The sequence below is a fragment of the Gluconobacter vitians genome, from assembly GCF_015244565.1.
GTDB lineage: Bacteria > Pseudomonadota > Alphaproteobacteria > Acetobacterales > Acetobacteraceae > Gluconobacter > Gluconobacter vitians.
This window is the reverse complement of record NZ_JABCQG010000017.1, coordinates 25,843-50,543: the sequence shown is the minus strand read 5'-3', so window position 1 is coordinate 50,543 and position 24,701 is coordinate 25,843. Positions and strand designations below refer to the sequence as shown.

At 62.2% G+C, this 24,701-nt stretch carries 21 protein-coding genes, 1 tRNA gene and 1 pseudogene; 11 read left to right on the top strand and 12 right to left on the bottom strand.

Annotated elements, in window-relative coordinates; genetic code table 11:
* Window positions 1-6 precede the first annotated feature (6 nt).
* On the bottom strand, window positions 7-1,818 hold the full coding sequence (locus HKD24_RS12185) for a DEAD/DEAH box helicase (RefSeq protein ID WP_194260525.1): 1,812 nt from the start codon (window positions 1,816-1,818) through the stop codon (window positions 7-9).
* Window positions 1,819-1,980: 162 nt separating this feature from the next.
* Complete coding sequence (locus HKD24_RS12180; RefSeq protein WP_194260524.1) at window positions 1,981-2,631, bottom strand: class I SAM-dependent methyltransferase; 651 nt, start codon at window positions 2,629-2,631, stop codon at window positions 1,981-1,983.
* A gap of 84 nt (window positions 2,632-2,715) precedes the next feature.
* On the opposite strand from HKD24_RS12180, the gene dapF reads away from it, so the two are divergent.
* The 3 genes from dapF to ftsY are packed head-to-tail and all read left to right on the top strand — an operon-like array spanning window position 2,716 to window position 5,708.
* Window positions 2,716-3,489 carry a diaminopimelate epimerase gene (gene dapF / locus HKD24_RS12175; RefSeq protein WP_194260523.1) on the top strand — a complete coding sequence of 258 codons (774 nt, stop codon included), beginning with the start codon at window positions 2,716-2,718 and terminating at the stop codon, window positions 3,487-3,489.
* Window positions 3,486-4,688, top strand: coding sequence for a MiaB/RimO family radical SAM methylthiotransferase (locus HKD24_RS12170; RefSeq protein WP_194260522.1), 1,203 nt, complete (start codon window positions 3,486-3,488; stop codon window positions 4,686-4,688). The genes dapF and HKD24_RS12170 overlap by 4 nt, the downstream gene beginning before the upstream one ends.
* A gap of 60 nt (window positions 4,689-4,748) precedes the next feature.
* Window positions 4,749-5,708, top strand: a complete 960-nt coding sequence (gene ftsY, locus HKD24_RS12165) for a signal recognition particle-docking protein FtsY (RefSeq protein ID WP_194260521.1) — start codon at window positions 4,749-4,751, stop codon at window positions 5,706-5,708.
* Between the two features lie 30 nt (window positions 5,709-5,738).
* Here ftsY and HKD24_RS12160 read toward each other — a convergent pair whose 3' ends face one another.
* The 7 genes from HKD24_RS12160 to argC form a co-directional block, all read right to left on the bottom strand.
* Window positions 5,739-6,209, bottom strand: a complete 471-nt coding sequence (locus HKD24_RS12160; protein WP_194260520.1) for a hypothetical protein — start codon at window positions 6,207-6,209, stop codon at window positions 5,739-5,741.
* Window positions 6,210-6,218: 9 nt separating this feature from the next.
* On the bottom strand, window positions 6,219-8,189 hold the full coding sequence (locus tag HKD24_RS12155; protein ID WP_194260519.1) for a serine/threonine-protein kinase: 1,971 nt from the start codon (window positions 8,187-8,189) through the stop codon (window positions 6,219-6,221).
* A gap of 89 nt (window positions 8,190-8,278) precedes the next feature.
* Window positions 8,279-9,568: an adenylosuccinate synthase gene (locus tag HKD24_RS12150; protein ID WP_062454983.1), complete on the bottom strand. Its 1,290-nt coding sequence runs from the start codon at window positions 9,566-9,568 to the stop codon at window positions 8,279-8,281.
* Between the two features lie 54 nt (window positions 9,569-9,622).
* Complete coding sequence (locus HKD24_RS12145) at window positions 9,623-10,762, bottom strand: ATP phosphoribosyltransferase regulatory subunit (RefSeq protein ID WP_194260518.1); 1,140 nt, start codon at window positions 10,760-10,762, stop codon at window positions 9,623-9,625.
* A complete protein-coding gene (locus HKD24_RS12140) occupies window positions 10,759-11,916 on the bottom strand; it encodes a phosphoserine transaminase (RefSeq protein ID WP_194260517.1) in 1,158 nt (385 codons plus the stop codon). The genes HKD24_RS12145 and HKD24_RS12140 overlap by 4 nt, the downstream gene beginning before the upstream one ends.
* A gap of 54 nt (window positions 11,917-11,970) precedes the next feature.
* Window positions 11,971-12,054, bottom strand: a tRNA-Leu gene (locus tag HKD24_RS12135).
* Window positions 12,055-12,128: 74 nt separating this feature from the next.
* Complete coding sequence (gene argC, locus HKD24_RS12130) at window positions 12,129-13,028, bottom strand: N-acetyl-gamma-glutamyl-phosphate reductase (RefSeq protein WP_194260516.1); 900 nt, start codon at window positions 13,026-13,028, stop codon at window positions 12,129-12,131.
* 174 nt (window positions 13,029-13,202) lie between these two features.
* Here argC and mazG point away from each other — a divergent pair, with 174 nt between their 5' ends.
* The 6 genes and pseudogenes from mazG (at window position 13,203) to HKD24_RS12100 (ending at window position 20,233) form a co-directional block, all read left to right on the top strand.
* Complete coding sequence (gene mazG / locus HKD24_RS12125; protein WP_194260515.1) at window positions 13,203-13,985, top strand: nucleoside triphosphate pyrophosphohydrolase; 783 nt, start codon at window positions 13,203-13,205, stop codon at window positions 13,983-13,985.
* Window positions 13,986-14,166: 181 nt separating this feature from the next.
* Window positions 14,167-14,430, top strand: coding sequence for a hypothetical protein (locus tag HKD24_RS12120; protein WP_194260514.1), 264 nt, complete (start codon window positions 14,167-14,169; stop codon window positions 14,428-14,430).
* A 129-nt stretch (window positions 14,431-14,559) separates the two neighbouring features.
* A complete protein-coding gene (locus tag HKD24_RS12115; protein ID WP_194260513.1) occupies window positions 14,560-16,980 on the top strand; it encodes a glucose/quinate/shikimate family membrane-bound PQQ-dependent dehydrogenase in 2,421 nt (806 codons plus the stop codon).
* Window positions 16,981-17,070: 90 nt separating this feature from the next.
* Window positions 17,071-18,114: a tRNA preQ1(34) S-adenosylmethionine ribosyltransferase-isomerase QueA gene (gene queA, locus HKD24_RS12110; RefSeq protein ID WP_194260512.1), complete on the top strand. Its 1,044-nt coding sequence runs from the start codon at window positions 17,071-17,073 to the stop codon at window positions 18,112-18,114.
* A gap of 29 nt (window positions 18,115-18,143) precedes the next feature.
* Window positions 18,144-19,289 (top strand): tRNA guanosine(34) transglycosylase Tgt, encoded by a 1,146-nt coding sequence (gene tgt / locus HKD24_RS12105; RefSeq protein ID WP_155720882.1) that lies wholly within the window; start codon window positions 18,144-18,146, stop codon window positions 19,287-19,289.
* A 164-nt stretch (window positions 19,290-19,453) separates the two neighbouring features.
* Window positions 19,454-20,233, top strand: a pseudogene (locus tag HKD24_RS12100) (MgtC/SapB family protein).
* Window positions 20,234-20,245: 12 nt separating this feature from the next.
* Here HKD24_RS12100 and HKD24_RS12095 read toward each other — a convergent pair.
* Entirely contained in the window at window positions 20,246-21,322 is a 1,077-nt protein-coding gene (locus HKD24_RS12095; RefSeq protein ID WP_194260511.1) for a purine nucleoside permease, read from the bottom strand.
* Entirely contained in the window at window positions 21,319-22,857 is a 1,539-nt protein-coding gene (locus HKD24_RS12090) for an adenosine deaminase family protein (protein WP_407646372.1), read from the bottom strand. Before HKD24_RS12090 ends, HKD24_RS12095 begins: the two co-directional genes overlap by 4 nt.
* Before the next feature lie 168 nt (window positions 22,858-23,025).
* Here HKD24_RS12090 and queG point away from each other — a divergent pair, with 168 nt between their 5' ends.
* On the top strand, window positions 23,026-24,084 hold the full coding sequence (gene queG, locus HKD24_RS12085) for a tRNA epoxyqueuosine(34) reductase QueG (protein ID WP_194260510.1): 1,059 nt from the start codon (window positions 23,026-23,028) through the stop codon (window positions 24,082-24,084).
* Window positions 24,081-24,311, top strand: a complete 231-nt coding sequence (locus HKD24_RS12080) for a ribbon-helix-helix domain-containing protein (protein WP_194260509.1) — start codon at window positions 24,081-24,083, stop codon at window positions 24,309-24,311. The genes queG and HKD24_RS12080 overlap by 4 nt, the downstream gene beginning before the upstream one ends.
* Here the strand turns inward: HKD24_RS12080 and HKD24_RS12075 are convergent.
* Complete coding sequence (locus HKD24_RS12075; protein WP_228124372.1) at window positions 24,308-24,646, bottom strand: hypothetical protein; 339 nt, start codon at window positions 24,644-24,646, stop codon at window positions 24,308-24,310. The two genes, HKD24_RS12080 and HKD24_RS12075, sit on opposite strands and share 4 nt — an antisense overlap.
* Window positions 24,647-24,701: the final 55 nt, after the last annotated feature.

Genomic DNA, 24,701 nt, shown 5'->3' with positions numbered 1-24,701 from the left:
GACGGATCAGGAACGGCGCTTGCGGCTCGAACCGTCACCGCGCGGTCCGTCACCGGCTGCGGGCTTCGGACGACCATAGCCCGAACCGCCGCGGCCCTTGTAACCGCCACCGGCACCACCGCGCGGACCGCCCTTGAAGCCACCGCCCGAACGGCCACCGCCGCCAAAGCGCTTGCCTTCACCCGGGTTGCGACCACGGGGACCCATGCCACCGGCAGGGGCCTCGGACGGCTCGATCGTCACTTCGTCGGCTTCCGCTCCGGCGAGGCAGGACTTGAAGCGGGCCACGCTCTCATCCGCGATCTGGAAATAGGTCTGTTCCTGATCGATGCGGATACTGCCGATCTCGCGCTTCTGCACGCCACCCAGACGGCAGATCAGCGGGATCAGCCATTTCGGATCGGCACGCTCGGTGCGACCAACGCCCATTTTGAACCACTCACCGGACATGGTGTGCTCTTCGCGCGGTGCACGCTCGCCACGCTCCGTGCGGCGCGGAGCCTCAACGGACATCGGACGGATCTGCTCGACCTTCGGCAGACGCGCACGATACAGACCGACCAGAGCCGCTGCGAGCTTGGTGGCATCGTACTTCTCGACCAGCTGGTTGACCAGCTCGTCGGACATGTCGTCCACGGCGTTCGTCAGGATCGGATCGTGCATCAGGCGCGTCTTGTCCTGCTCGGCAATGGCGTCAGCCGTGGGGACGGCTTCCCACTCGGCCTGGATCTTCGCCACCTGAAGCAGGCGCTCGGCACGCCGGCGCTGGTTCAGCGGAACCATCAGCACGCTGGTGCCCTTGCGGCCCGCACGACCTGTACGGCCCGAACGGTGCAACAGGGTCTCGGCAGCCGTCGGGATGCTCGCATGGATCACGAGGCTCAGCGCCGGCACGTCAATGCCGCGTGCTGCCACGTCAGTTGCAACGCAGACACGGGCCTGACCGGAGCGCAGGCTCTCGATCGCACGGCTGCGCTCGTTCTGGCCCATCTCGCCGGAAATAGCGACGGAGGCGAAACCGCGCTCCAGAAGAGCAGCCTGGACCTGGTTGACCATCATGCGGGTGTTGCAGAACACCATGGCCGTCGGGCTCTCGTAGAACCGGAGCACGTTGACGAGCGAACGCTCGATTTCCTGCGGCTGCGTGATGACGCAGCGATAGGTGATGTCGGAATGCTGCTTGGCGCCCGACACCGTGTCGATCCGTTCGGCATTCTTCTGGTAACGGCGTGCCAGCGAGGCAATCTCACGGGCGATCGTTGCGGAGAACAGCAGCGTGCGGCGCTCGGCCGGGGCGGCATCGAGAAGCTGCTCCAGCTCCTCGCGGAAGCCCATGTCCAGCATTTCGTCGGCTTCATCGAGCACGACGCAGCGCAGGGCGGACAGGTCAAGCGAGCCACGCGACAGGTGATCGCACAGACGGCCGGGGGTTCCGACCACGATATGGGCGCCGCGGTTCAGCTCACGGGCTTCACTGCGGGCATCGGTGCCGCCAATGCAGCTCGCGATGCGGGCGCCGGTTTCGGCATAGAGCCATTTGAGTTCGGACTGGACCTGAAGCGCCAGCTCACGCGTCGGCGCAATCACAAGCGCCATGGGCTGAGGGGACGGCGGAAGGCGATCGGCGTCTCCGAGCAGGGTCGGAGCGATGGCCAGGCCGAAGGCGACGGTCTTGCCCGACCCCGTCTGCGCGGAAACCAGCAGGTCGCGCTCGTCCAGCCCCGGCTGCAGAACTGCTTCCTGAACAGGAGTCAGCTGTTCGTAGCCACGTGCCTCAAGGGCGCGCTTAAGGGCAGGATGGGTATCGGGAAAAGGCATATTTTATGAACACTCGGCAAACGTCACGCCGACGACAGGATGCGGCGGCTGGAATGCCGCTGCATAAAGACTTCCACTCCAAAATGCCAGAAAGAACGTATGGAAGGCTTTTTCTTGTTCTTCCCGCTCCCTCCGGCACCCGTAATGCAGTCCCTGCCCTGTTCAGCTCCTCGGCTTGCGCCCGATCACCGCATGCACCGTATCGCGCCATGCCGTGAGGTCCTCGGGCGGCACGACCTCGCCCGTATCCAGCTCGGCCAGCCCGGCGCGGGACACCAGCACGCTGGCCAGACGCACGCGATCCGCCGGCTCAAGCGCCTGCCAGATCGCCACGGCTTTCACCGCATGGAACTGGTCGGAAAACGTCAGGATCAGCGGAGCGCCGGGCTTGAGGACACGCACGACTTCCGTCAGCACGGCCAGCGGCTGCGTCAGATAGGCCAGCCCGTCGCAGAGTGTTACGGCATCGAAGCTGTCATCCTCGAAAGGCAGCGTCGTGACTTCGTTGAGATCCTGCACGACCCGCTCGCCCAGCACGGGATTGGAATCCAGGGCGCCCTTGGAGATCCCGAGCCCGACCACGCGCTGGAATGTCGCTTCCTCGGGATAATGGCTGAGCGCGCCTGCCATCAGATCCAGCACCGCTCCACCGACCGGCAAGGCCGTCTGATACAGGGCCGTCACGGCAGTCCGCGCGCCCATATCCATCAGCGAATCCGGCACGCGCTGGGCATAGAAAATCGTGTCGGGCTCGCTGTTGGCGCGCGTGAACGCCGCTGCGTGCATTCCTTCAAGCTGTTCCGGGCCGCTCATGTCCACTCCTTCTGATCCAGCAGCCGAAATGAGGGCATGTTCCCCGTGCGTCAACCCGCGCGATGCTTTATGAGAGGCGCCATCATGACCCTCTCCTTCACGAAAATGCACGGTCTGGGCAACGATTTCGTCGTGATCGACGGCCGCCAGAACGATCCCGCCCTTGATACCGCGACGATCCGCCATCTGTGCGACCGACGCTTTGGAATCGGCTGCGACCAGCTTGTCCTGCTGACAGCGCCGACGCTGGCAGGGGCAGACGTGCATGTCCGTTTCTTCAACCCGGACGGTTCGGAAGCCGGGGCCTGCGGCAATGCATCGCGCTGCATGGCGAAGTTCGTCGGCGGCGCCCCGACGCTCCAGACAGCCGCCGGCCTTCTCCCCACGGCACAGGATGGCGATCTCTTCACGGTCGATATGGGCAAACCCCGCCTGGACTGGCAGGACGTGCCATTGTCCAAGGCCTGTGACACGCTGCATCTGCCCCTGCATGATGCGGCAGCCTGCTCGATGGGAAATCCGCACGCCACGCTATTCGGAGACGCCTCCCGGGCGGAGACGCTGGGACCGGCCCTCGAACGCGATCCCCTCTTCCCGGAACGGGCCAATATCGGTTTCGCGCAGATCCTCTCCCCGACACACATGCGTCTGCGCGTCTGGGAGCGCGGCGCGGGACTGACGCTCGCCTGTGGGTCGGGTGCCTGTGCCGCCGTCGTAAATGCCGTCCGCCGCGGCCTGACAGAACGGACCTGCACGGTTACGATGGATGGCGGAGACCTGCGCATTACATGGCGTGAGGACGGGCATGTTCTCATGACAGGCCCCGCTGTCACGGTCTTCCACGGGACAACCGCGTGAGCGCCTCCGTTCTGACATTCGGCTGCCGCCTCAACGCCCATGAGAGCGACGGCATGGCCCATCACGCGCGCGGGCAGGACGACACGATCATCGTCAATACCTGCGCCGTGACGACCACCGCCGAGCGACAGGCCCGGCAGGCCATTCGTCGTGCGCATCGTGAGAATCCGGATGCAAAGATCGTCGTGACGGGCTGCGCCTCCGACATCGCACCGGATCGCTGGGCCGAGCTGCCCGGCGTTGTTCGCGTTGTGCCCAACGAAGACAAGCTCAAGCCCGTCATCTGGGGTGACACCAGCGCGGGCCTGCCGCCATCCCGTCATGCCCGCGCCCTCCTTCAGGTCCAGCAGGGCTGCGATCACCGCTGCACCTTCTGCATCATCCCGTATGGCCGCGGAGACTCCCGCTCCACGCCCGCTGAAGACGCCATCGCGCGCGCCGAAGCGCTTGTCGAAGCCGGGCATCAGGAAATCGTCCTGACCGGCGTGGACATCGCCTCATGGCAAGGGGCCGGAGGCAAGGGACTGGGCGCGTTGTGTCGCGAACTGCTGCGCCGCGTGGACGGCGTGCGGCGACTGCGCCTGTCGTCCATCGACCCTGTCCTTCTTGATGCGCAAACCGGGGACGCGGATCTGTGGTGGCTGCTGGAAAACGAGCCCCGCCTAATGCCGCATCTGCACCTGTCCCTGCAGGCTGGATCAGATCTCATTCTCAAGCGCATGAAGCGCCGTCACGATACGGCCGGGGTCGCCGCAACACTGCGCCGCGTCCGGTCCATACGCCCGGAGACAGGCGTCGGCGCTGATCTGATCGCGGGCTTTCCTACGGAAACGGATGCCCTGTTCGAAGAGACCCGCGCTTTTATCGAAGAGCAGCAGATCCCCTTCCTGCATGTCTTTCCTTACAGCGAACGCCCCGGAACGCCCGCTGCCCGCATGCCGGCCGTCCCCAATGCCGAACGCCAGAAACGCGCGGCCTGTCTGCGCGACATCGGTGAGGCAAACCGTGACCGTTTCCTGCAGCGCCTCATCGGCAGCGAGTTCGATATTCTGGCCGAAACGCCGGATCGCGGCCACTCACCGGAATTTGCCGCCGTGCGCCTGACCGGAACCTCGCCTGCACCAGTCCGGGGCAGTTTCGTACCAGTTCGCGCCACGGGACTGGAAAACGGGACACTTCTGGCCGAAATCCGCAGCTGAAACGCGCTCAGATCTTTCTATGCCCTTGACGTTCGGCCCGACCTGTCCGAACTCCCATGCATGGCTGGATTTTTCTCACGACTCAAACAGGGTCTTTCGCGGTCGAGCTCGCGTCTCGGCGCCGTCTTCACGCATCGCAAGCTGGATGAAACAGCTCTTGAAGAGCTCGAGGACGAGCTGATTGCAGCTGACCTCGGGCCGGCCGTGGCCGAGCGCGTCATCGAGAACTTCCGCAGCACGCGCTTTGGCAAGGACGTCACCAGCGACGAAATCCGCGAGACCCTCGCGACCGAAATCGCCCGCGTCCTCGAACCCGTAGCCATCCCCTTCCAGCCCGACCCGAAGAAGAAACCCCATGTCGTTCTGGTTGTCGGCGTCAACGGCGTCGGCAAAACCACCACGATCGGCAAGATGGCCCGTCATTACACGGAAGAAGGCAAGTCCGTGATGCTGGTGGCTGGCGACACGTTTCGTGCCGCTGCCGTCGAACAGCTCGAAGTCTGGGGTAAACGCGCCAACGTGCCTGTCATCGCCGGCAAACATGGTGCCGATGCTGCGGGTCTGGCCTATGACGGCCTCAAGCGCGCAACCGAAGCCGGAACCGACCTGCTCCTGATCGACACTGCCGGGCGCCTGCACAACAAGGGCGCGCTGATGGAGGAGCTGGCCAAGATCATCCGCGTCATGCGGAAGTTCGATGAGACGGCCCCCCATTCCGTGCTCCTGGTTCTGGACGCAACGACCGGTCAGAACGCCATCGAACAGGTTCGGGTCTTCCGTGAACTAGTGAATGTGACAGGTCTGATCGTGACCAAACTGGACGGCTCGGCCCGTGGCGGCATCGTCGTGGCGCTGGCGGAACAGTTCAAACTGCCCGTCCACATGGTTGGTGTCGGCGAACAGGCCGAAGACCTGCGCCCGTTCTCGGCTCAGGAATACGCGAAAGGTCTCGTGGGAGGTTCCAACGACCTTGCCTCCAGACTGATGGAAAGCTCAGCGGAAGATACGGCTTCCGAGTAAGGCGCGCCCTCCTGCCGGTCGGCGGAGTTTTCAGCTGGCAGGAGGATCTTCGTCCGCAGTCATCCACTCGCCCTGAAGGTAGGCGATGCGTTTTTCAATGGATTTACGCTCGCGCCTCGCAACTTCCGTATTCCAGAGCCTGCCGCCAATGGCCGAGGCTTCCGCAACAAGCCAGGCCGCCCCTGCCGCAAGCCAGTCAAGCGCCAGGGTAACGGGCTGTGTGATCTGCGTGATGCAGGTCTCCCAGTCCCCGTTTGCGGCCCAGGCTTCATGCAGGGGATGAACCATGGCAGCCCCCACATAGAACAGGACGATCATGATGCGCTGGCCATCTGCATTGGGATCGACAAGCCGCAGAGCTACCAGCGGCAATAACAGCACGCCCGCAACCAGCAGGCTCCCCGGAACATAGGAGAGCAACAGGCCGATTATGATCCCGTGCCACCAGCGAAAGCCCGGAGCACGAAGCGATCCCTGTTCTGCCTGCCTAACAGATGCCATGGGTTTTCCTCACCGACAGAACTCCAGCCAGATACTTGCCATCGCAACAGCGATCCCCGTCAGAAGTGAGAAAAATTCTCCCGAATTGCGCGCTTCACGATCGGCGGCGGCTTTTCTTTCGGGAGCTTCGTCAAGAACGCGCATCAGATTGCTGATTTCAGCCTCTGCGTCCTGAGCCTGCCGCTGGTCCAGCCGAAGACCGGTCGGGTCGTTGACGGTCGCCAGAAACGTTCCCAGATTTCCATCTTCTGCCGCCTTGCCAAGCCTCACGCGTCGGCGGGCGCGCGAGGTCTTGCTGCGCCACTGGCGGAGTTCCATTTCCAGCAGGGGCAAAGCCCGCTGCGCCAGAAAGCTGAGCGGCGTCCTGTCGAACTTCCTCTGTACGGCCGCAAGCAGAGTCAGATCCGCAAGCCAGGGTGGCAGTCCGGCTTTCTGCGACTGCGAGAGGGGAATGATTCCCTGCCGTGCACAGTTTGCTTCAAGAAAGGAACGCATCTGGTCATCCAGAAAACCGCTCCGCCCCAGTATGTCATCAGGCAGATCTTCAACGCCGACATGCCGGTTCAGCCACTGCAGCAGCCCTTCGGGCAGGGAAATCCGCTCATCCAGACATCTTTTCGAAAGACATGGCAAAAAGCTGTTCATGTCATAGGGGAAGCGTCTGACCAGTTCGCCCCCCTTTCCACCCATGCGTCGTGCTGCCACGGATAGTGTCGTGATCTGCTGGCCCTGACGCTGGGGCAGGTGCGCCCACATGAACGCATCCGGATTTCCCGACATGAAGCTCAGGATATTGCGCACCATCCGCTCATCATCCGGGATGACGGGTTGCACCGTTGCCTGAGCCAGCATCTGGGGCAGTGCCTCGGGCCAGAACCACAAGCCGCCCCAGAACATCGGCGCGCCGGGATCAAGAACGGAGATCGCATGCGTGATGACCATCGTGGCCGGATCGACTGCCTTGTTTCCGGCGGCCGGAAGAAACGAGGCGCTGGCCTGTTCGATCAGGCTCGCCATGACAGAGAGTTCGAGTTCGCGATGCAACCAGTTGCTGATGACCTTCCTCTGCAGCAATCCTGAAAACTCTGCGGGATGTCGCCCGGCATACCAGGCCAGGGCCTGCGGCGTATAAACGGTATTCCCACCGATCACGAGCGGAACGCGCGCTGGCACAACCGGACGAACCGTAAAAACTTTACTGGGTGCAATCGTGACCAGATCACGTGGGGAAGGACGGCTGACCGGATCATCGGACAGCATCGCCGTCAGAACAGAACGCAGGCCAACAGGTACGCTGTGGCCCTCCATATAGGCCGCAGGAGTACCGACTTCGAAGCGCCGCTTGAGAATGTCTGCGTCGGACAGGCCTTCAAGGGGGAGCTTTCCGATAGCTAGAGCAAGGATGATGACACCCAGCGAAAAGATGTCATCGTCAATCGTACCCTCGCCCCGCGCAGACGGACGGCAGACGGCTGAAGACAGAGGTTCGAAAAGAACAGGCTGTTTTTCAGCCGGCGCACTGACTCCCAGTGGTCCGAGAACGACCTTGTGCAGTCCCTGTCCGACAAACAGGTTGTCAGGCCGAATACTGCGGCAGGTCAGTTTTGCCGCTTCCAGATGCTGAAGAAGTGAAGCGAGCGGACGGATGACACCGTCGATCAGCTGGCTTTCTGTCCAGAGGCCGAGAAATTCCGCAAGCGAAGGACCGGGAGGATGTGGGCAGAGCAGCCAGAGAGCGCCCTGGGCATATTCATGGGTATGAATCGGGATCACGCTTTCATGGCGAAAGAACATGATCTCCGAAAGACGGGCAGACGGCGCGAAAGGCGCAAGGCCAAGATAGGACGTTCCGGTTGCCGTCGTATCCTGCGCGCCATAAGTCGCGCAGCCGCCCAGATCGGGCTGTTTGCGGTCCAGGCTGATCAGATACCGCTCGGCAATGAGCAGTTCCTGGCTGTTATCTGCCTGCGTGTCGGCCATCGAAATCCCGTTGTTCCCCTGTCCGGTCTTTTGTGCCGGACAGGGATTGAGACTTCGTTAATGCAGGAACCGATTCCAGAGCTGAAAAATCAATCCTCGAACGGATCGCGCATCAGGATGGTGTCGTCACGTTCCGGGCTGGTGGAGAGCAACGTTACCGGGGCTTCGATCAGTTCCTCGATGCGACGGACATACTTGATGGCCTGTGCCGGGAGTTCAGCCCAGGAACGGGCGCCTGCGGTCGTTTCTTTCCAGCCCGGCATCGTCTCGTAGACCGGCTTGACGCGGGCCTGTGCACCCGGAGCGGATGGGAAGGTCTCGATCTTCTGACCATCCAGCTCATAACCGACGCAGATGGAGATTTCGTCCAGACCATCCAACACGTCCAGCTTCGTCAGGGCAATGCCGCTGACGCCACCGACGCGGACAGCACGACGGATCAGAACCGCATCGAACCAGCCGCAGCGACGCGGACGACCGGTGACGGTGCCGAACTCATGGCCACGCTCGCCGAGGGTGCGGCCGGTCTGATCGTGCAGTTCGGTCGGGAACGGCCCCTCACCCACGCGGGTCGTGTAAGCCTTGGCGATCCCGAGCACGAAGCCAACGGAAGACGGGCTGACACCGCTGCCCGACGCTGCCACGGCCGCAACCGTGTTGGAGCTGGTGACGAACGGATAGGTACCGTGATCGACATCCAGCATGACGGCCTGCGCACCTTCGAACAGGATGCGGCGACCGGCACGGCGGGCTTCGTCCAGACGATCCCAGACCTGACAGGAGAACGGCAGCAGACGCGGCGTGATCTCGGCCAGGAAGTCCTTGAGCTGCTCCTTGGTGAAGGTCTCGGCACCCAGACCGGCAAGCAGCGTGTTGTGGTGCAGGAGCAGTTCGTCCAGCTTCCAGTCCAGCGTCTCGGGCTCGGCCAGATCGCAGATGCGGATGGCGCGACGGGCCACCTTGTCTTCATAGGCCGGACCGATACCGCGGCCCGTCGTGCCAATCTTGTGGTCGCCACGGGCGGCTTCACGGGCCCGGTCGAGCGCACCGTGGACCGGCAGGATCAGCGGCGCGTTCTCGGCGATCCACAGCGTCTCGGGCGTAACAACCAGACCCTGTGCCGTCACGCGGTCGATCTCGGTCATCAGGGCCTTCGGGTCCACGACGACACCATTGCCGATCACACCGATCTTGCCGCGAACCAGACCGGAGGGCAGCAGGGAGAGCTTGTAGACCTGATCGCCCACGACCAGCGTGTGACCGGCGTTGTGACCACCCTGAAAGCGGACAACGATATCGGCGCGGCTGGCGAGCCAGTCGACGATCTTGCCTTTACCCTCGTCCCCCCACTGGGTTCCGATCACGGTGACGTTGGACATGAGCTGACTTCCTAGAACTGACGAGACTGTGGAAAAACGAAAGGGAACGACGGATCAGAGCGGCTGGGCCGCACCATCCTTCCAGACATGGGTGCAGCGCAGATGGCGTGCCTGAGCAGCCGCGTCTTCATCGTGCGACAAAGCAGAGACCGTGGCGTAACCGGCCTTGTGCAGACCGGAAAGGCTGGCCGCATCGAGATCAACCGGAACGTAACAGCGCGGACGCGACGCAGACACCGGAGCCGCACGTAAAAGGGCCTGCGGACGAAGCGTCAGACCACAGGCAGGCTCCTGCCCGGCCAAATAGCGACCACCCCGTCCCAGTTCCTCACGCGAACTGGTCGAGAACACCGTCACACACAGTCCGGTATGATAGCGCCACCCACGGAAATCGACGGGATCAATCGTCAAACGCAGATCCGGGCTACGCTCGCGGATCGCCGCCACGGATGCCGCCAGACGCTCGAAATGGCCAACAACCTCCTTGGGGTAATCCAGCGAAGCCAGCAGATCCAGCGCACGGTCGGCAGGTCCGGCGGCGCGCAGCATGACCGCCAGCATTCCGGCAATCAGGCCACCAAGCTCGGCCACGGCGCTGGCATCCTTGCGGTCCAGTGCGTGTAGCAGGGGTTCACGATCGACTTCGGGAATGACGCCTTCGATCAGGCCCAGAGCCAGTGCGGGCATGGACAGATCGAAGGACACGCCTTCGATCCCCAGTTCCGCAAGCGCCTTCGCGCCGAGGGCAATGACTTCCGCATCCGCCTGCGCGCTGTCAGGACCAATCAGTTCGATCCCGGCCTGCGAGACCTGACGATCAGCTTCGCGGCCCGGCGTCCCGACAACGATACAGCTTCCCGAATAGGACAGGCGCAGCGGGCGCGGCGCGTCCTGAAGACGGATGCTCGCAATGCGCGCGATCTGTGTCGTCATGTCCGGACGTAGCGCCATCATGCGATGCGAATTCGGGTCCATCAGACGGAAGGTCTGGGGCGCAAGGGATTCGCCGGAGCCACCCAGCAGAGAGCTTTCAAACTCCAGCAGGGGCGGGCGAACACGCTGATAGCCGTGACGGGAAAATGCTTCCATCACACTGGCGATGCCGCGGGCTTCCGCTTCGGCCTCACCGGGAAGAAGATCGGCAAAACCAGATGGCAGAAGTGCGGCGCTCGGGGTCTCGGAATACAGGCTCATGCCGAAAACTCCGCACGGGTGTGCTCATACGCCCAGTCCAGCCAAGGCAGCAACGCTTCGATATCGGCCGTCTCGACCGTGGCCCCACCCCAGATCCGCAGGCCGGCCGGAGCATCACGATAGGACGCAAGATCGTAACCCGCGCCCTCCTTCGCCACGAGACCCGTCAGATGCTTGACGGCCTTGCCTTTTGCTTCGGCGGACAGGTTTTCAAACCAAGGGGCCGTGATTTTCAGGCAGATCGACGTGCTGGAGCGCGTTTCTTCCTCTGCGGACAGGAAAGACACCCAGCCCGCTGTCGCAATCCACTTCGTCACGGCAGCCAGATTCTGCTGCGAACGGGCCTTCAGAGCCGGAAGACCGCCAATCTGTTCAGCCCAGCGCAGACCGTCCAGCGCGTCCTCGACGCAGAGCATGGACGGCGTGTTGATCGTATCGCCTTCGAAGATGGCTTCGATCAGGCCCTTCTTGTTGGCCAGACGGAAAATCTTGGGCAGCGGACGCGGCGATGGTTGGGCCAGACGGGCGGCAGCACGCGGGCTCAGCGCCACCATGCCATGCGCAGCCTCGCCACCAAGAGCCTTCTGCCAGGACCAGGTCACGATATCGAGCCGGTCCCAGGGCAGATCCATCGCAAAGGCCGCAGACGTGGCATCGCAGATGACCAGCCCTTCGTGTTCGGCCGGAATGGCGCTGGCATCCGGGATGCAGACGCCCGACGTCGTGCCGTTCCATGTCAGGACGACATCGCGGGTCCAGTCCACTTTCGTCAGGTCCGGCAGCTTGCCATAAGGCGCATCCAGAACACGCAGATCTTCGATTTTCAGGATGTCGCGCAGGTCCTGCGCCCAGGTTCCGGAAAAGCTTTCGAAAGACAGGACATCAATCCCGCGCTCACCCGCGAGTGCCCACAGGATCATTTCCACGGCCCCCGTATCGGAGGCCGGAACGATGCCGACGCGCCAGTCCGACGGAATGCCGAGCACGTCTTTCGAGCGGGTAATGACTTCCCTGAGGCGCGCGCGGCCTTCCGGCGCACGGTGCGAACGGCCCAGCAGCGCCTGATCCAGGCCGGATAACGACCATCCGGGACGCTTGGCGCAGGGACCTGAGGAAAAGAACGGGCGGGAGGGTTTGACAGTCGGCTTGGACATGCTCGTTCCGGGCTGATCGGTCCTGAGGCCATTCCGGCAGGAAATGACCGCTCATGGTGCGAGAGAGGGGACTCGAACCCCTATGCCTTTCGGCGGTCGATTTTGAGCCGACTGCGTCTACCGTTCCGCCACTCTCGCGCGGGCGGCCCGAACCCTAATGCATTCCCGGAAAAAGTGCCAGAGCGCAAAATCCGGGCCTTAAAATGCAGGCTTTAAAGCCCCAGCATCAGAAGCAGGTTCTGGATGGCTGCACCCGAGGCCCCTTTCCCCAGATTGTCCAGCCGTGCCGTCAGGACGACCTGCTCGCCATTATGATGAACGCGCAGTTCCATATCGTCGGTATTGGCGAGGGTGTCAGCCTCAAGCCGGGTTTCGGCGGGGACGACGCGCACATGGGCACATCCCGCGTAAGCGTCCTGAAGCACGGCCTCGAGTTCCGCGCCTGAAGGCTGCCCCGGCAGGTCTTTCAGATGCAGCGGGATCGAGACGATCATACCCTGCGGGAAATGCCCGACCGACGGTACGAACAGCGGCTGGCGCGTCAGGCCCGAATAGTGCCGGATCTCCGGCAGATGCTTGTGCTTGAGGTTCAGCCCATACAGGAAGAAAGCCGGACCGCCGTTCTTCTCGTGCTCCTCGATCGCCACGCGCCCTGCCCCGCTATAGCCGGAGACGGCGTTGATCGAGACGGGATGGTCGGCCGGGAGCAGCCCCGCCCGGACCAGCGGACGCATCAGAGCAATGGCACCCGTCGGGTAACAGCCGGGATTGGCGACAAACCGCGCGCCCTTGATGGCGGCAGCCTGTTCCGCATCCATTTCGGGGAAACCATAGACCCAGCCATCGGCAATCCGGTGCGCCGTGCTGGCATCCAGAATCCGGACATCCAGCCCTTCCGCCAGTGCTACCGTCTCCCGGGCCGCATCATCCGGCAGGCACAGGATGGCGATATCGGCCTGTTCGAGCATGGAGCGGCGGGCCGCAATATCCTTTCGCAGTGTAGGGTCGATGGACAGGATTTCCAGACCATAAGAGGCCGGAAGCGCCTCGATCCGCTGGCGGATGCCCAGACCTGTCGTGCCTGCTTCCCCATCAATGAAAATGCGTGCCATGCGCCATCCACCCTGTCTGCAAATCCGTTCCGCCCCGGCAGATGCCTGAAACGTCCGGCAGTCGTTTTACGTCGGGAATGTCATGCTGTCACCCGCTGCTGCTGGACCTGGCGCTTTCATCCATGAAGCCTCGCGGGTATGAACCTTGCAGCCCCATAACAGCAGGATGTTTCCATGACCCAGTCCTCCCCCCGGCAAATCGACCGCCTGCTGGATGTCATGAAGCGCCTGCGTGACCCCGAGAGCGGTTGTCCGTGGGACGTGGAACAGACCCCGGCCACGATTGCGCCGTTCGCGATCGAGGAAGCCTACGAGGTCATGGACGCCATTGCGCGTGACGACCGCGATTCCATTCCCGATGAACTGGGCGATTTGCTGCTCCAAGTCGTCTTTCAGGCCCAGATGGCCTCGGAAGCCGGGCATTTCGACTTTGAGACCGTCGCAGGCACCATTGCCGACAAACTTGTGCGCCGCCATCCGCATGTTTTTGGTGATGCAGCGATGAATGACGACACATGGGAGCGGGAAAAGGAAGCCGAGCGCCAGCGCAGGGCGGAATATGGCACGCTGGCGGGTGTCGCCCTGCCCCTTCCCGCCCTCATGCGCGCCGCCAAGCTGACACGCCGCGCGGCCCGCGTGGGTTTCGACTGGGACGATGCCACCGGTATCCTCGACAAGGTCCATGAAGAAATCGACGAACTGAAAGCCGAAATTGGCGGGGACCGTGACCGGATCGAGGATGAACTGGGCGATATTCTCTTCACGGTCGCAAGCTTGGCCCGCAAACTGGATATCGACCCTGAAGCCGCCCTGCGTCGCAGCAATGACAAGTTCACCCGTCGCTTTGAAGCCATGGAAGCCATGCTGGCCGAGAAGGGACAGACCATGGCCGAACAGGACCTGCCCACGATGGAAGCCCTCTGGCAGGCCGCGAAGAAGCTTCCCGGCATGAAATGAGGCCCCGGATTTTCGGTGCGGGCGTCTATTCTGAATGTAACAGGCGCTCAATCCCCAATGTAACAGCAACACGGTTCATGGCCTTATACAATCCGTATCACTCGGTTACATGGCCCCTTATCCTTTATTAACCTTCTGATCCGAAAATGACTTCGTTCCTATCCCACGGAGTCTTTTCCCCATGACAAGCATTTCCTCCATCGGCTCGTCCGCCATGAGCAGCCTTTACAGCTCGGGCAGTGCGTCGTCTTCCAGTTCGTCTTCGTCATCGAGCGGCACGTCCTCCACGCAGGAAACCACCACGACCAAGCTGAACGCCGATGGCTCCACGACGACCATCGTCGAAGACGCCCAGGGCAACATCATTTCGGAAACGACGTCCGGCGGTTCCTCGAACTCCGGTTCCAGCAGCGACACGAGCCACCTGCTCAGCGTCTCCGCTTAATTCCCGACCGCGGGCAGCCGGTGACGTTCAACGCTGCCCAACTGCTTTCCTGCTCTCTATATTTTAAAGAAACTGCATTCTGACGCTGCGCTTTAGATCCTTCAGATCCATTCCGAAGGAAAAACATCCATGGCGCCGTCTTCCGCCCGGCCGTTATTGCAGACCCTGACCGGTATTGCTCTCGCCATACTGGGACTGGCCCTCTTCCTGCCGGGGCTGCGGCTCATCGCACTGGGTGGTTCATTCTATTATGCCGTGGCCGGTCTGCTCATGATCCTGTCCGGCATCATGCTGACCATGGGGCGGCGTTCCGGTCTGGCACTCTATGCCGCTCTTCTGGCCTATACCCTGATCTGGGCACTGTGGCGTGTCGGGCTGGATGGCTGGCGTCTCATTCCGCCGCTGGCTCTTCCTGCCGGCATCGGTCTGTGGGTGTTCGGTCCTTGGGTCGGCGGGCGGATGATGGACAGCCGGAGCCATGTCCGGATCAACAGCACTGTCCTAGGAGGCATGGGAGGCTGTCTGGCGCTGTTCGTCTTCATGTTTGCCTGTGGCTGGTACATCACGGGCCAGCGCTACCAGCAGTTCAACCCTTTCCCAGGCTCAACGGGAGCGAGCCTGTCCGGAAGTGACCAGATGGCCGCCAATGACTGGCAGTTCCATGGCGGCACACCGGCCGGAGACCGTTTTGCAGCCCCGACGCAGATCAACGCACAGAACGCCCATAACCTGAAGGTCGCCTGGGTCTATCACAGTGGCGATCTTCCCCGACCCGGCGAGAACTCCCGCGGCCGCGAGTTCAGTTTCGAAGCCACCCCCATCAAGATCGACAATCGTCTGTTCTTCTGCACGCCGCACCGGGATGTGGTGGCGCTGGATGCCACGACCGGCAAGGAGGTCTGGCACTACCGGCCCGGCGGCGAGTTTGGCGCGAATATCTATCAGGCCTGCCGTGGTGTTTCTTACGCCGACATTCCGGGGGCCACGGACTGTACCCACCGCATCATCTCAACGGATTCCGGCTCCCCGCCGACGCTTTTCGCGCTTGATGCCGAGACTGGGCAGCTCTGTCACAGCTTCGGGCATGACGGGAAGATCGACCTCCGCGACGGCATGGGCACCATTCCGCCGGGCTTCCATTTCATCACGTCCCCGCCCATGGTCCTGCACAACCGGATCGTCACGAGCGGCTGGGTCTATGATGACCAGTCCGTTGATGAGCCTTCCGGCGTCATCCGCGCTTTCAATGCCACAACCGGGCAACTCGCCTGGGCGTGGGACATGGGCCACGTTCCGGCAAACAGTCCGCTTGGCCCCAACGAAAGCTTCACACGCGGAACTCCGAATGGCTGGGGCGTCTATACGGCCGATGCCGGGCTGAACATGGTCTATGTGCCGCTCGGCATTGCGACGCCGGACTATTATGGGGTCAAGCGGCGTTCGTTTGACGAGAAATATGACACATCACTCGTCGCACTGGACCTGACGACTGGCGAAGAACGCTGGCATTTTCAGGCGGTGCGTCATGATCTGTGGGATTTCGATCTTCCCGTCGGCCCGTCTCTGGTCGATCTGCCGGATGCCAGCGGCACGCTCACCCCGGCCCTCGTCCAGACCACGAAGCAGGGTGAACTCTTCGTTCTGGATCGGCGGACGGGGCAGCCGTTCTATCGTGTGCAGGAAAAACCCGTCCCGGGCGGGGATATTCCCAATGAACGCTATTCCCCGACCCAGCCCTATTCAGTGGACATGCCGAACCTGCGTCGCCCCGATCTGACGGAAGACGATCTGTGGGGCGCTACACCGTTCGATCAGCTTGCCTGCCGGATTGCTTTCCATTCCATGCGCTTCAAGGGCCTCTACACACCGCCCAGCGAGCAGGGGACGATCGGCTTTCCCGCCTTCGATGGTGTGGCGGACTGGTATGGCGGGACGATCGATCCGGTCCATGGCGTCATGTATATCAACACGACGTTCATCCCGTTCCTCATGACGCTCGTGCCGCATGACAGGGCCGTGCAGGAAGGGCTGTTCAAACCCTGGCATGGCTGGAACCAGCCCTATCCGGAGCCGGTCTTCACCAACAACCCACAGCATGGCCTGCCCTATGCCGCTGTCATCAAGCCCTGGCTCGGACTGTTCGGTGCCCCGTGCCTTGCGCCGCCCTGGGGCAAAATGCAGGCCATCGACCTTGTTCATCGCCGGGTTATCTGGGAGCGCGCACTGGGCACCACGAAAAATGTCGGGCCGACGAACATGCTCCGGATGCCGGTTGGCCTTCCCACCAGCATCTTCTCCATGGGCGGCAGTGTGACGACGCCCAACGGACTCGTTTTCATGGGCGCACTGGCGGACCAGAGCTTCCATGTGCTGGATGGTCATGACGGGCATACCCTGTTCAGAACCGAGCTTGATGCCGGCGGCAACGCCACGCCCATGACCTATATGGGAGAGGACGGCAGGCAGTATGTCGTGCTGGCCGTGGGCGGACATGGCGGGCTGAAAACACGGAACAGCGATGAGGTCGTGGCCTTCGCGTTGCCGAAATAAGCCCGAAAAGGCGTTTTTCATCCAAAAAGATGCGCCGGGCCTGTGGGTCCGGCGTTTTCATGTGAGCTGAACCTGCTAGAGAGCATCCCCATGACGGATGATCTCGCCCCATTCGACTTCGAACTCCCACGCGACCACATCGCGACAGAGCCTGCCCGCCCGCGTGACAGTGCAACGCTGCTGCATGTCCGGCCCGGTCTGCCGCCTGATCCGCATGTAATCCGCGATCTGCCGGATTTCCTGCGTGAAGGGGATCTGCTGATTGCCAACAACACGGCCGTCATCCGTGCCCAGCTTGCTGCCACACGTGGCGAGGCAAAGATCGGCCTGACGCTTGACCGTATTCTGGCGGATGGAAGCTGGCATGCCCTGGCGCGCAATTCCCGCAAGCTGAAGCCGCAGGATATCCTGCATTTCGGTGATGATCCGGTCACGGCCACCGTGATCGAGAACGAAGGCGACGGCGCAGTCAGCATCCGCTTCTCGGTCGAGGGAGACGAGTTCGACGCGTTTCTCGAACGGGTGGGCGCGCTGGCCTTGCCGCCTTATATCGAGCGCCCTTTCGGTCCGACAAAGCAGGACGATGCGGATTACCGTACCATCTTCTCGCAGTATCGCGGCGCCGTGGCCGCTCCGACGGCCGGCCTGCATTTCACGCCTGAACTGCTCGCGGCTTTGGACGCAAAGGGCATCCAGCGCCGGACACTGACGCTCCACGTCGGTGCGGGCACGTTCCTGCCTGTCCGCTCCACCATCGCCGAGCACAAGATGCACGCGGAATGGGGTGAGATCGACGCGGAAACCGCCGCTGCCATCAACGAGACCCGTGCGCGTGGTGGCCGGATCGTGGCCGTCGGCACCACGTCCCTACGCCTGCTGGAAAGTGCGGCCCGTGATGACGGCACCGTGGCACCATGGCGCGGCGAGACTTCCATTTTCATCAAGCCCGGATACCGCTTCAAGGCGGTGGACGTGCTGATGACCAACTTCCACCTGCCGCGTTCGACGCTGTTCATGCTCGTCTGCGCGTTCAGCGGCACCGAGACCATGCGTGAGGCCTATGCCTACGCCATCGCCAACGGATTGCGGTTCTATTCGTATGGCGATGCCTGCCTGCTGGAGCGCGCGCCATGAGCGATCACAAGACCGATCACGCCACCAAAATGACCTGGGTGCCAGAAGCAACCTGCGGCATGGCGCGCGCCGGCCATCTGCACACCCGCCACGGCACAGTCCCGACCCCGACATTCATGCCGGTTGGCACTGTCGGCACGGTCAAAGGCATGACGATGGATGCCGTGCGCTCCACGGGTGCTGGCATCGTTCTGGGCAACACCTATCATCTCATGCTGCGCCCCACGGCGGACCGCGTGCAGAAGCTGGGCGGCCTGCACAGAATGATGGATTGGCCCGGCCCGATCCTGACCGATTCCGGCGGGTTTCAGGTCATGTCCCTTGGTGCGCTGCGCAAGCTCGACGAAGATGGCGTGACGTTCCGTTCGCATATCGACGGCAGCAAGCATCGCCTGACGCCGGAGATCTCGACCGACATCCAGTTCAAGCTCGACGCAACCATTACCATGGCGTTCGACGAATGCCCCGCACTCCCTGCCACGCCGGAAGTCCTGCGGAAATCCATGGAAATGTCGATGCGCTGGGCGGCCCGTTCCCGCGAGGCTTTCGTGGCGCGCGAAGGATACGGGCAGTTCGGCATCGTACAGGGCGGAACCGAGCGGGACTTACGCGAATATTCCATCAAGGCCCTGACCGATATCGGCTTTGAAGGCTATGCGATCGGCGGTCTGGCCGTGGGTGAAGGTCAGGAACTGATGTTCTCGACGCTGGACTTCACCACGCCAATGTTGCCGCAGGACAAGGCGCGGTATCTTATGGGCGTCGGCACGCCGGACGATCTTCTGGGTGCCGTCATGCGCGGCGTGGACATGTTCGACTGCGTGATGCCCTCACGTGCCGGCCGCACGGCCCGCGCCTATACCGAGCGCGGCACGATCAACCTGCGCAACGCCCGTTTCGCCGACGACACCCGCCCACTGACGCCCCATGACGACACACCCGTCGCCGGGCGCTACAGCCGCGCCTATCTGCACCATCTTTTCCGCGCCAACGAAATGCTCGGCCCGATGCTGCTGACCTGGCACAACCTGGCCTATTACCAGCGCCTGATGCGCCAGATCCGTGCCGCCATCGTGGACGGCACGCTCGACGCCTTGGCCGTGAAACTGCGCGAAGACTGGGCCAAGGGCGACTGGACCGAAGACGAATGGCCGATGCCGGATCTGGCCCTGTAATCCCGATTCATGAATTGGAGTGAAGGGGTCAAGACCCCTTCCGGGTGCAGGGCAGAGCCCTGCAATACGACACATCACGCTCCGCACTACGGCCTGATCCCGACAAACTGTCACAACATTCCCGTGCCGCCCTGCGTTAACCTCGCAGAAGGAGTAGACACGGCATGCACAATCTCATCACACTGACGGCTCAGGGACTGGTGGGCGAAGGACGGCTTCAGCTTGAAGAGCTGGCGCTCGCATTCGTTCTGTCCTCCTTGGTGGGGCTGGAACGTGAGATCCGGTAGAAAAGTGCTGGTCTGCGGACGCATACGCTTGTCGGTGTTTCCGCCGCCCTGTTCATGCTGATTTCCAAATACGGCTTCATGGACGTCATTGATGCCGGGCGGATCGTGCTGGATCCGTCCCGCGTGGCCGCGCAGATCGTCTCGGGAATCGGCTTCATCGGGGGTGGTGTGATTTTCATGCGCCGCGATGCCGTGCGGGGCCTGACAACGGCCGCGGCCATCTGGTTCACGGCGGCTCTGGGCATGGCCCGTGGTGCAGGGCTGCCCATTCTCGCCATTGCTACGACAGCCGCCCATTTCATCGTCATGGTGCTGTTTCCGAAACTGCTGAAACAGCTTCCCCGCTCGGGAAAACAGTCAACCGAGCTGACAATTTCCTATGAAGACAGCCGCGGTCTGCTGCGGACCATTCTGGTGAGCTGCACGCAACTGCGCTTTGCCATTGATGGCGTGCGCCTCGAAGAGGAAAACCGGAGCACCGAACAGCTTTTGGATGCGGCGGATCGCGAAGGAACGGCCCCAGCGGCTCCGCGTCCACGCCTCGTGACGCTGACCATGCTGGTGCATGGCAATCGGCCCGTCTCCCATCTCATTACGGGACTGGGCGCAATTGATGGTGTTCATGAAGTCAGGAAGATCGACCCTGACCATGACTGAACACCATCGTGTTTACCGGGCCGCCGGCAATGCCTTTTCATACCGGTCCCAGTGCGTCGCCAGTTCTTTCACAACCACACTCCCCACCGTATAGGCGGCATCGACCGAGGCCTGGAAACCCGAGAAACCGGTCTCATGCGCTTCGTCCGACAGAAGCTGCGCGGCGCTCTGCCCTGGTGGCTGCATGTCGAAATTGCTGGCCGTCCGCAGGATCAGCGCGCGCTTCGGATCAACGCGCCCCGCCTTCCCCTGAAGCGCCAGAGCCTGACAGAACGCGACGTCTTCTTCGGCGGTCGTTGCCATGACGCCCTGCCCGTCCGTCCAGTATTTCACCCAGCGCTCGGCCCACTGGTTCATTTTCGCCCCCACCCAGAAGGTCTCGCCCGAGATCGTGTCGCCAAGCTGCACAGAGGGCGGCTTCTGGGCCGCGGCAAAGCCGGTGTAGCGCAGCCGCGAGGCCTTCAGACCGTCATTGTCCGGCAAGGCAATACCCTTCGTCAGACCATAGGCCCACTGCACCAGAGCCGGATCGAGCGTGTATTCCATGTCCCCCATGCCGGAATGGAGCGAAGGACGGGGCTTTTCATCCGGCGTGCTGCCCTGCACGGGCGTGAAGCCATCCGGCCAGGATGCAGGGATTTCGCGCGGATCGATCAGATGGGACAAGCCACCATTAATGACGCGCGGCGCCCAGACGGCCGAGCCGATCGTGCCGAAATTCGGATCGATCCCACCGATCCCCGCCAGCACGAAATAGGCCTGCCGCAGATCAAAACGCGGGTCGAGCACAAGGGCCGTAATGGCGGATGCCATGTGCTCCGGTCCCTCACCGCTTGCGATCCCCAGAACATGCAGGTCCGGATTGTAATGCATCACGTCATGATCGGTGCCGGGTGCCGGGATCGTCTTCTGCAGTGGCAGTTTTTCGATCCAGTTCTGGTATTCACCCGCCGTGTCTCCCGTGTCCTTGCCAATTTCGAAGGTTGTGACGACAACCACGCGCACCGGGATCGGCGCATGAGCCGAGGCCGAACCAAGTGCACAGAGGGACAGGAGCGCGGCCCCGAAAACGGTTGAGACAGATTTCACTGGTAGAGGCCCTCATGTGTGACAGTGGCTTCAAACGTGCCGAACCGCTGTTCGAGCGCCCATTGCAGACGGGCTTTCTCGCTGGATTTCAGGAAAGTCGTGCAGGTGCCGGATACGACAGGCAACGTCCGGCAGGCGGGCACGAATTGTCCCGGCTGATGATCCGACCACAGACTTTCCCCCGGCACGAACGCATATTCCAGTCCGGTGCGGGACAGGGTTTTCAGATCGGCATAAGACAGATCATAGGTCTGGGCCGCGCGGACATATTCCTGCGTCAGGTCGCCGCGCGAGACGCCCTCATCGTCTGTGGACAGCGCCATGGGTACGCCTGCCCGCCGATAAAGCCCGAACGGATGGGCCGCGCCTTTGATGCCAAGGATCTCGTCATTGCTGGTCAGGTTGATTTCCACCATTACGTGACGCCGCGCCATCTCAGCCAGAAGCGATGCCGGATCGTCCTCAAGCGCCACGTCCACGCCATGCCCGATCCGGCTGGCTCCTGCCACGTCAATGGCTGCGCGGATGTGGTGACGCAGACCGTCCGTGGGAACAAGACCGGTCGTCAGTTCGCCAGCATGCAGGCTTAGTTTTACACCCGGATAAACGCCGTTCAGGAAATGGAACATCCGCATGTGCAGATCATAATCGCGCATGGCGGTTGGATCATCCTCGGGCGCCACGATGTTGAGCCCGACAAAGCGCGGATCGGCTTTCACGGTCGCATAACCGGCATCAAGCTGCGCATAGACCGCCTGCGCTGGTAGTGTGCGCAGGGTCTGGAAAAGATAGCGCACCGTCACGGCGCATCCCGGATGGGCCTGTGGGGTTCCGCATTTCAGGACATCCTTTGCCTGCGCTTCCATTTGGTCCGTCTCGGCACGGGCTTTCTGCACCAACGCTGGAATTTCCGGCATGAGCGCCTGATGCACGGCAGGCAGGTCATCGCCCTTCAGAGAATGATGGAATCCGGCCCCGATCATCGGGCCAATGCCGGGTGAGATCATCAATTCCAGATAGGTCACATGGTCTCGGGCCGCACGGTCGCGCGCTTCAGCTAACATGTCTCCGGCATGCGCATCTTCAATGGCACCGAAACGGGCGAAGGTGGCAAAGAAATGGTCATGCCCTGAATCATCCCCGGGCGCAGGCACGAAGTCGCGCATGGACAGCGCATCGATCAGGACATTCTCCGCATCCGCATGATGCGACAGTTCGGCGGCCGGAACTTCCTCATCTCCCGGATGCGTGCAGGCATGATCGAGGATGCGTTTTTCCTTCAGCGACACGCACAGATTGTCTCTGGCCGCCCAGTCCAGCATGTTTTCGGCGTAGACCGCCCCGACCATATGGTTGTGCAGATCCGCGCCTTTCGGAAAGGCGCGCAGAAACATGTTCAGCCGGACGGGATCATTCCGAACGTTGCCGTAGACTTCAGAAACGGACGATGTGGCGGCATGGGTACCGGAAACTAACAGAAGAGTTGCAGCACCCAGAACAAGACAGGGCAAACTGCGAAGGAAGGAATGTCGCATGGCCAGACGATGCCGCCCTGCCCCGGGCGTGGCAAGCCATTTTCATATCGTGACAAATCCTGTCTGCCTGACCGTCTGAAACCACCGGAAAAGCTGGCCCGTTCCGGACCCTGATGGCATAACCCGCCCCTGTCACCACCCATTCACCAGAGAGGGCTGTTCCTTTTCATGTCCGCTTCTGCCAGATCCGACATAGCGATCGAAACCCGGATTGCGGACCATGCCCGCCATCTGGGTTTCGATGCGGTCGGGTTCTGCAGGGCCGAGCTTGGGCCGAAGGTGGCGAAGGGCCTGCGGGAGTTTGTCGCGCAGGGCCATCACGGCACGATGGAGTGGATGGAAACGCGTCTCGACGAACGCGCCCATCCACAAGCCCTGTGGCCCGAAGTCCGGAGCGTGATTTCACTCGGCCTGTCCTATGCTCCCGCCGAAGGACCGACGACCGATCCCGAATGCGGCAATATTTCCGTCTATGCCCGCAACCGGGACTATCACGACGTCATCAAGGGCATGCTCAAGCATCTGGCGCAGTTCGTCGTGAAGCTGGGTGGTCCGGAAACGCAGGTGAAGGTTTTCGTCGATACAGCTCCCGTCTCGGAACGCGCACTGGCGGAGAAAGCGCATCTTGGCTGGAAGGGGAAGCACACCTGCCTCGTCTCGCGTGAGCACGGGTCATGGCTGCTTCTGGGCGAAATCTATACCACGCTGAAGCTGATACCGTCCGAGCCCACTGGCGGAAGCTGCGGCTCCTGCACGCGCTGTCTGACCGCCTGCCCGACAGAGGCCTTCACCGGCCCCGGAAAGATGGATGCGCGGCGCTGCATCTCGTATCTGACGATTGAGCATAAAGGCCCGATCCCGCATGAACTACGGCCAAAAATCGGCAATCACATCTATGGCTGTGATGACTGTCTGGCCGTCTGTCCATGGAACCGCTTTGCGGAAAGCGCGCGCCACATCAAGCTTCAGGCCCGGTCGGAGCTCATCGCCCCAAAGCTTGACGAACTGGCCCGGCTGGATGATGCGACGTTCCGGACGTTCTTTTCCGGCTCTCCGGTCAAGCGGATCGGACGCAACCGGTTTGTGCGCAATGTCCTGATCGCGATCGGCAATTCAGCTGATCCATCGCTTGTTACCGCGGCGCGGAACCTGCTGAATGATCCCGATCCGGATGTTTCCGAAACAGCACAATGGGCCATAAACCGGCTTGAGGAATTGTCCGCATGAGCGATTTGATCAAGCGCAGCCTGTCCCTGTCAGGCCATCGTACCTCGGTTGCACTGGAACCCGAGTTCTGGGCGGTTCTGGATGCGATGGCCGCAACACGCCAGCAGAGCTTTGCTTCGCTGGTCGCGTCTCTGGATGCCACGCGGAACCCTGAGCGCCCCCTGGCGTCGGCCCTGCGGGTCGCGGCCCTGGTGCATCTTCAGAAAACCGTCAAAGCTTCGGATTAACCTGCGGCGCCATTGGCCGGCAGACCCAGCCAGTCCGGGTGTTTGTGCTCGATCCAGCGCAGGACACGTCCCTGAATGCGACGGAAGAACGGGATGTCCTGCGAGAGCAGCATCACGCCGATTGGCAGCATCCACAGCCCCAGAACCGGCAGGATCGACAGAACGCCCCCCAGCATGAACAGGACGCCGGCCGGAATCCGCACCCATTTCCGGTCCGGCTCCCGCAACCAGTTCAGCACTTTCTGCAGACGCTCGGGCAGACGCTTGATGAGAAGATCCATCAGTTCATCATCGGTACGGGGTGTGGAAGCAGAAGGCGTGATTTGCGAAGGCATGAAAATATCCGTCATGAAAACTGTCTGATGAACCTGCGATACAAAAGCATGAAAC

Bases quoted from the DNA above. Each gene is read 5' to 3' on its own strand.
- HKD24_RS12185 (WP_194260525.1), bottom strand. From the start codon at position 1,818: ATGCCTTTTCCCGATACCCATCCTGCCCTTAAGCGCGCCCTTGAGGCA.
- HKD24_RS12180 (WP_194260524.1), bottom strand. From the start codon at position 2,631: ATGAGCGGCCCGGAACAGCTTGAAGGAATGCACGCAGCGGCGTTCACG.
- dapF (WP_194260523.1), top strand. From the start codon at position 2,716: ATGACCCTCTCCTTCACGAAAATGCACGGTCTGGGCAACGATTTCGTC.
- ftsY (WP_194260521.1), top strand. From the start codon at position 4,749: ATGGCTGGATTTTTCTCACGACTCAAACAGGGTCTTTCGCGGTCGAGC.
- HKD24_RS12160 (WP_194260520.1), bottom strand. From the start codon at position 6,209: ATGGCATCTGTTAGGCAGGCAGAACAGGGATCGCTTCGTGCTCCGGGC.
- HKD24_RS12155 (WP_194260519.1), bottom strand. From the start codon at position 8,189: ATGGCCGACACGCAGGCAGATAACAGCCAGGAACTGCTCATTGCCGAG.
- HKD24_RS12150 (WP_062454983.1), bottom strand. From the start codon at position 9,568: ATGTCCAACGTCACCGTGATCGGAACCCAGTGGGGGGACGAGGGTAAA.
- HKD24_RS12145 (WP_194260518.1), bottom strand. From the start codon at position 10,762: ATGAGCCTGTATTCCGAGACCCCGAGCGCCGCACTTCTGCCATCTGGT.
- HKD24_RS12140 (WP_194260517.1), bottom strand. From the start codon at position 11,916: ATGTCCAAGCCGACTGTCAAACCCTCCCGCCCGTTCTTTTCCTCAGGT.
- argC (WP_194260516.1), bottom strand. From the start codon at position 13,028: ATGGCACGCATTTTCATTGATGGGGAAGCAGGCACGACAGGTCTGGGC.
- mazG (WP_194260515.1), top strand. From the start codon at position 13,203: ATGACCCAGTCCTCCCCCCGGCAAATCGACCGCCTGCTGGATGTCATG.
- HKD24_RS12120 (WP_194260514.1), top strand. From the start codon at position 14,167: ATGACAAGCATTTCCTCCATCGGCTCGTCCGCCATGAGCAGCCTTTAC.
- HKD24_RS12115 (WP_194260513.1), top strand. From the start codon at position 14,560: ATGGCGCCGTCTTCCGCCCGGCCGTTATTGCAGACCCTGACCGGTATT.
- queA (WP_194260512.1), top strand. From the start codon at position 17,071: ATGACGGATGATCTCGCCCCATTCGACTTCGAACTCCCACGCGACCAC.
- tgt (WP_155720882.1), top strand. From the start codon at position 18,144: ATGACCTGGGTGCCAGAAGCAACCTGCGGCATGGCGCGCGCCGGCCAT.
- HKD24_RS12090 (WP_407646372.1), bottom strand. From the start codon at position 22,857: ATGCGACATTCCTTCCTTCGCAGTTTGCCCTGTCTTGTTCTGGGTGCT.
- queG (WP_194260510.1), top strand. From the start codon at position 23,026: ATGTCCGCTTCTGCCAGATCCGACATAGCGATCGAAACCCGGATTGCG.
- HKD24_RS12080 (WP_194260509.1), top strand. From the start codon at position 24,081: ATGAGCGATTTGATCAAGCGCAGCCTGTCCCTGTCAGGCCATCGTACC.
- HKD24_RS12075 (WP_228124372.1), bottom strand. From the start codon at position 24,646: ATGCCTTCGCAAATCACGCCTTCTGCTTCCACACCCCGTACCGATGAT.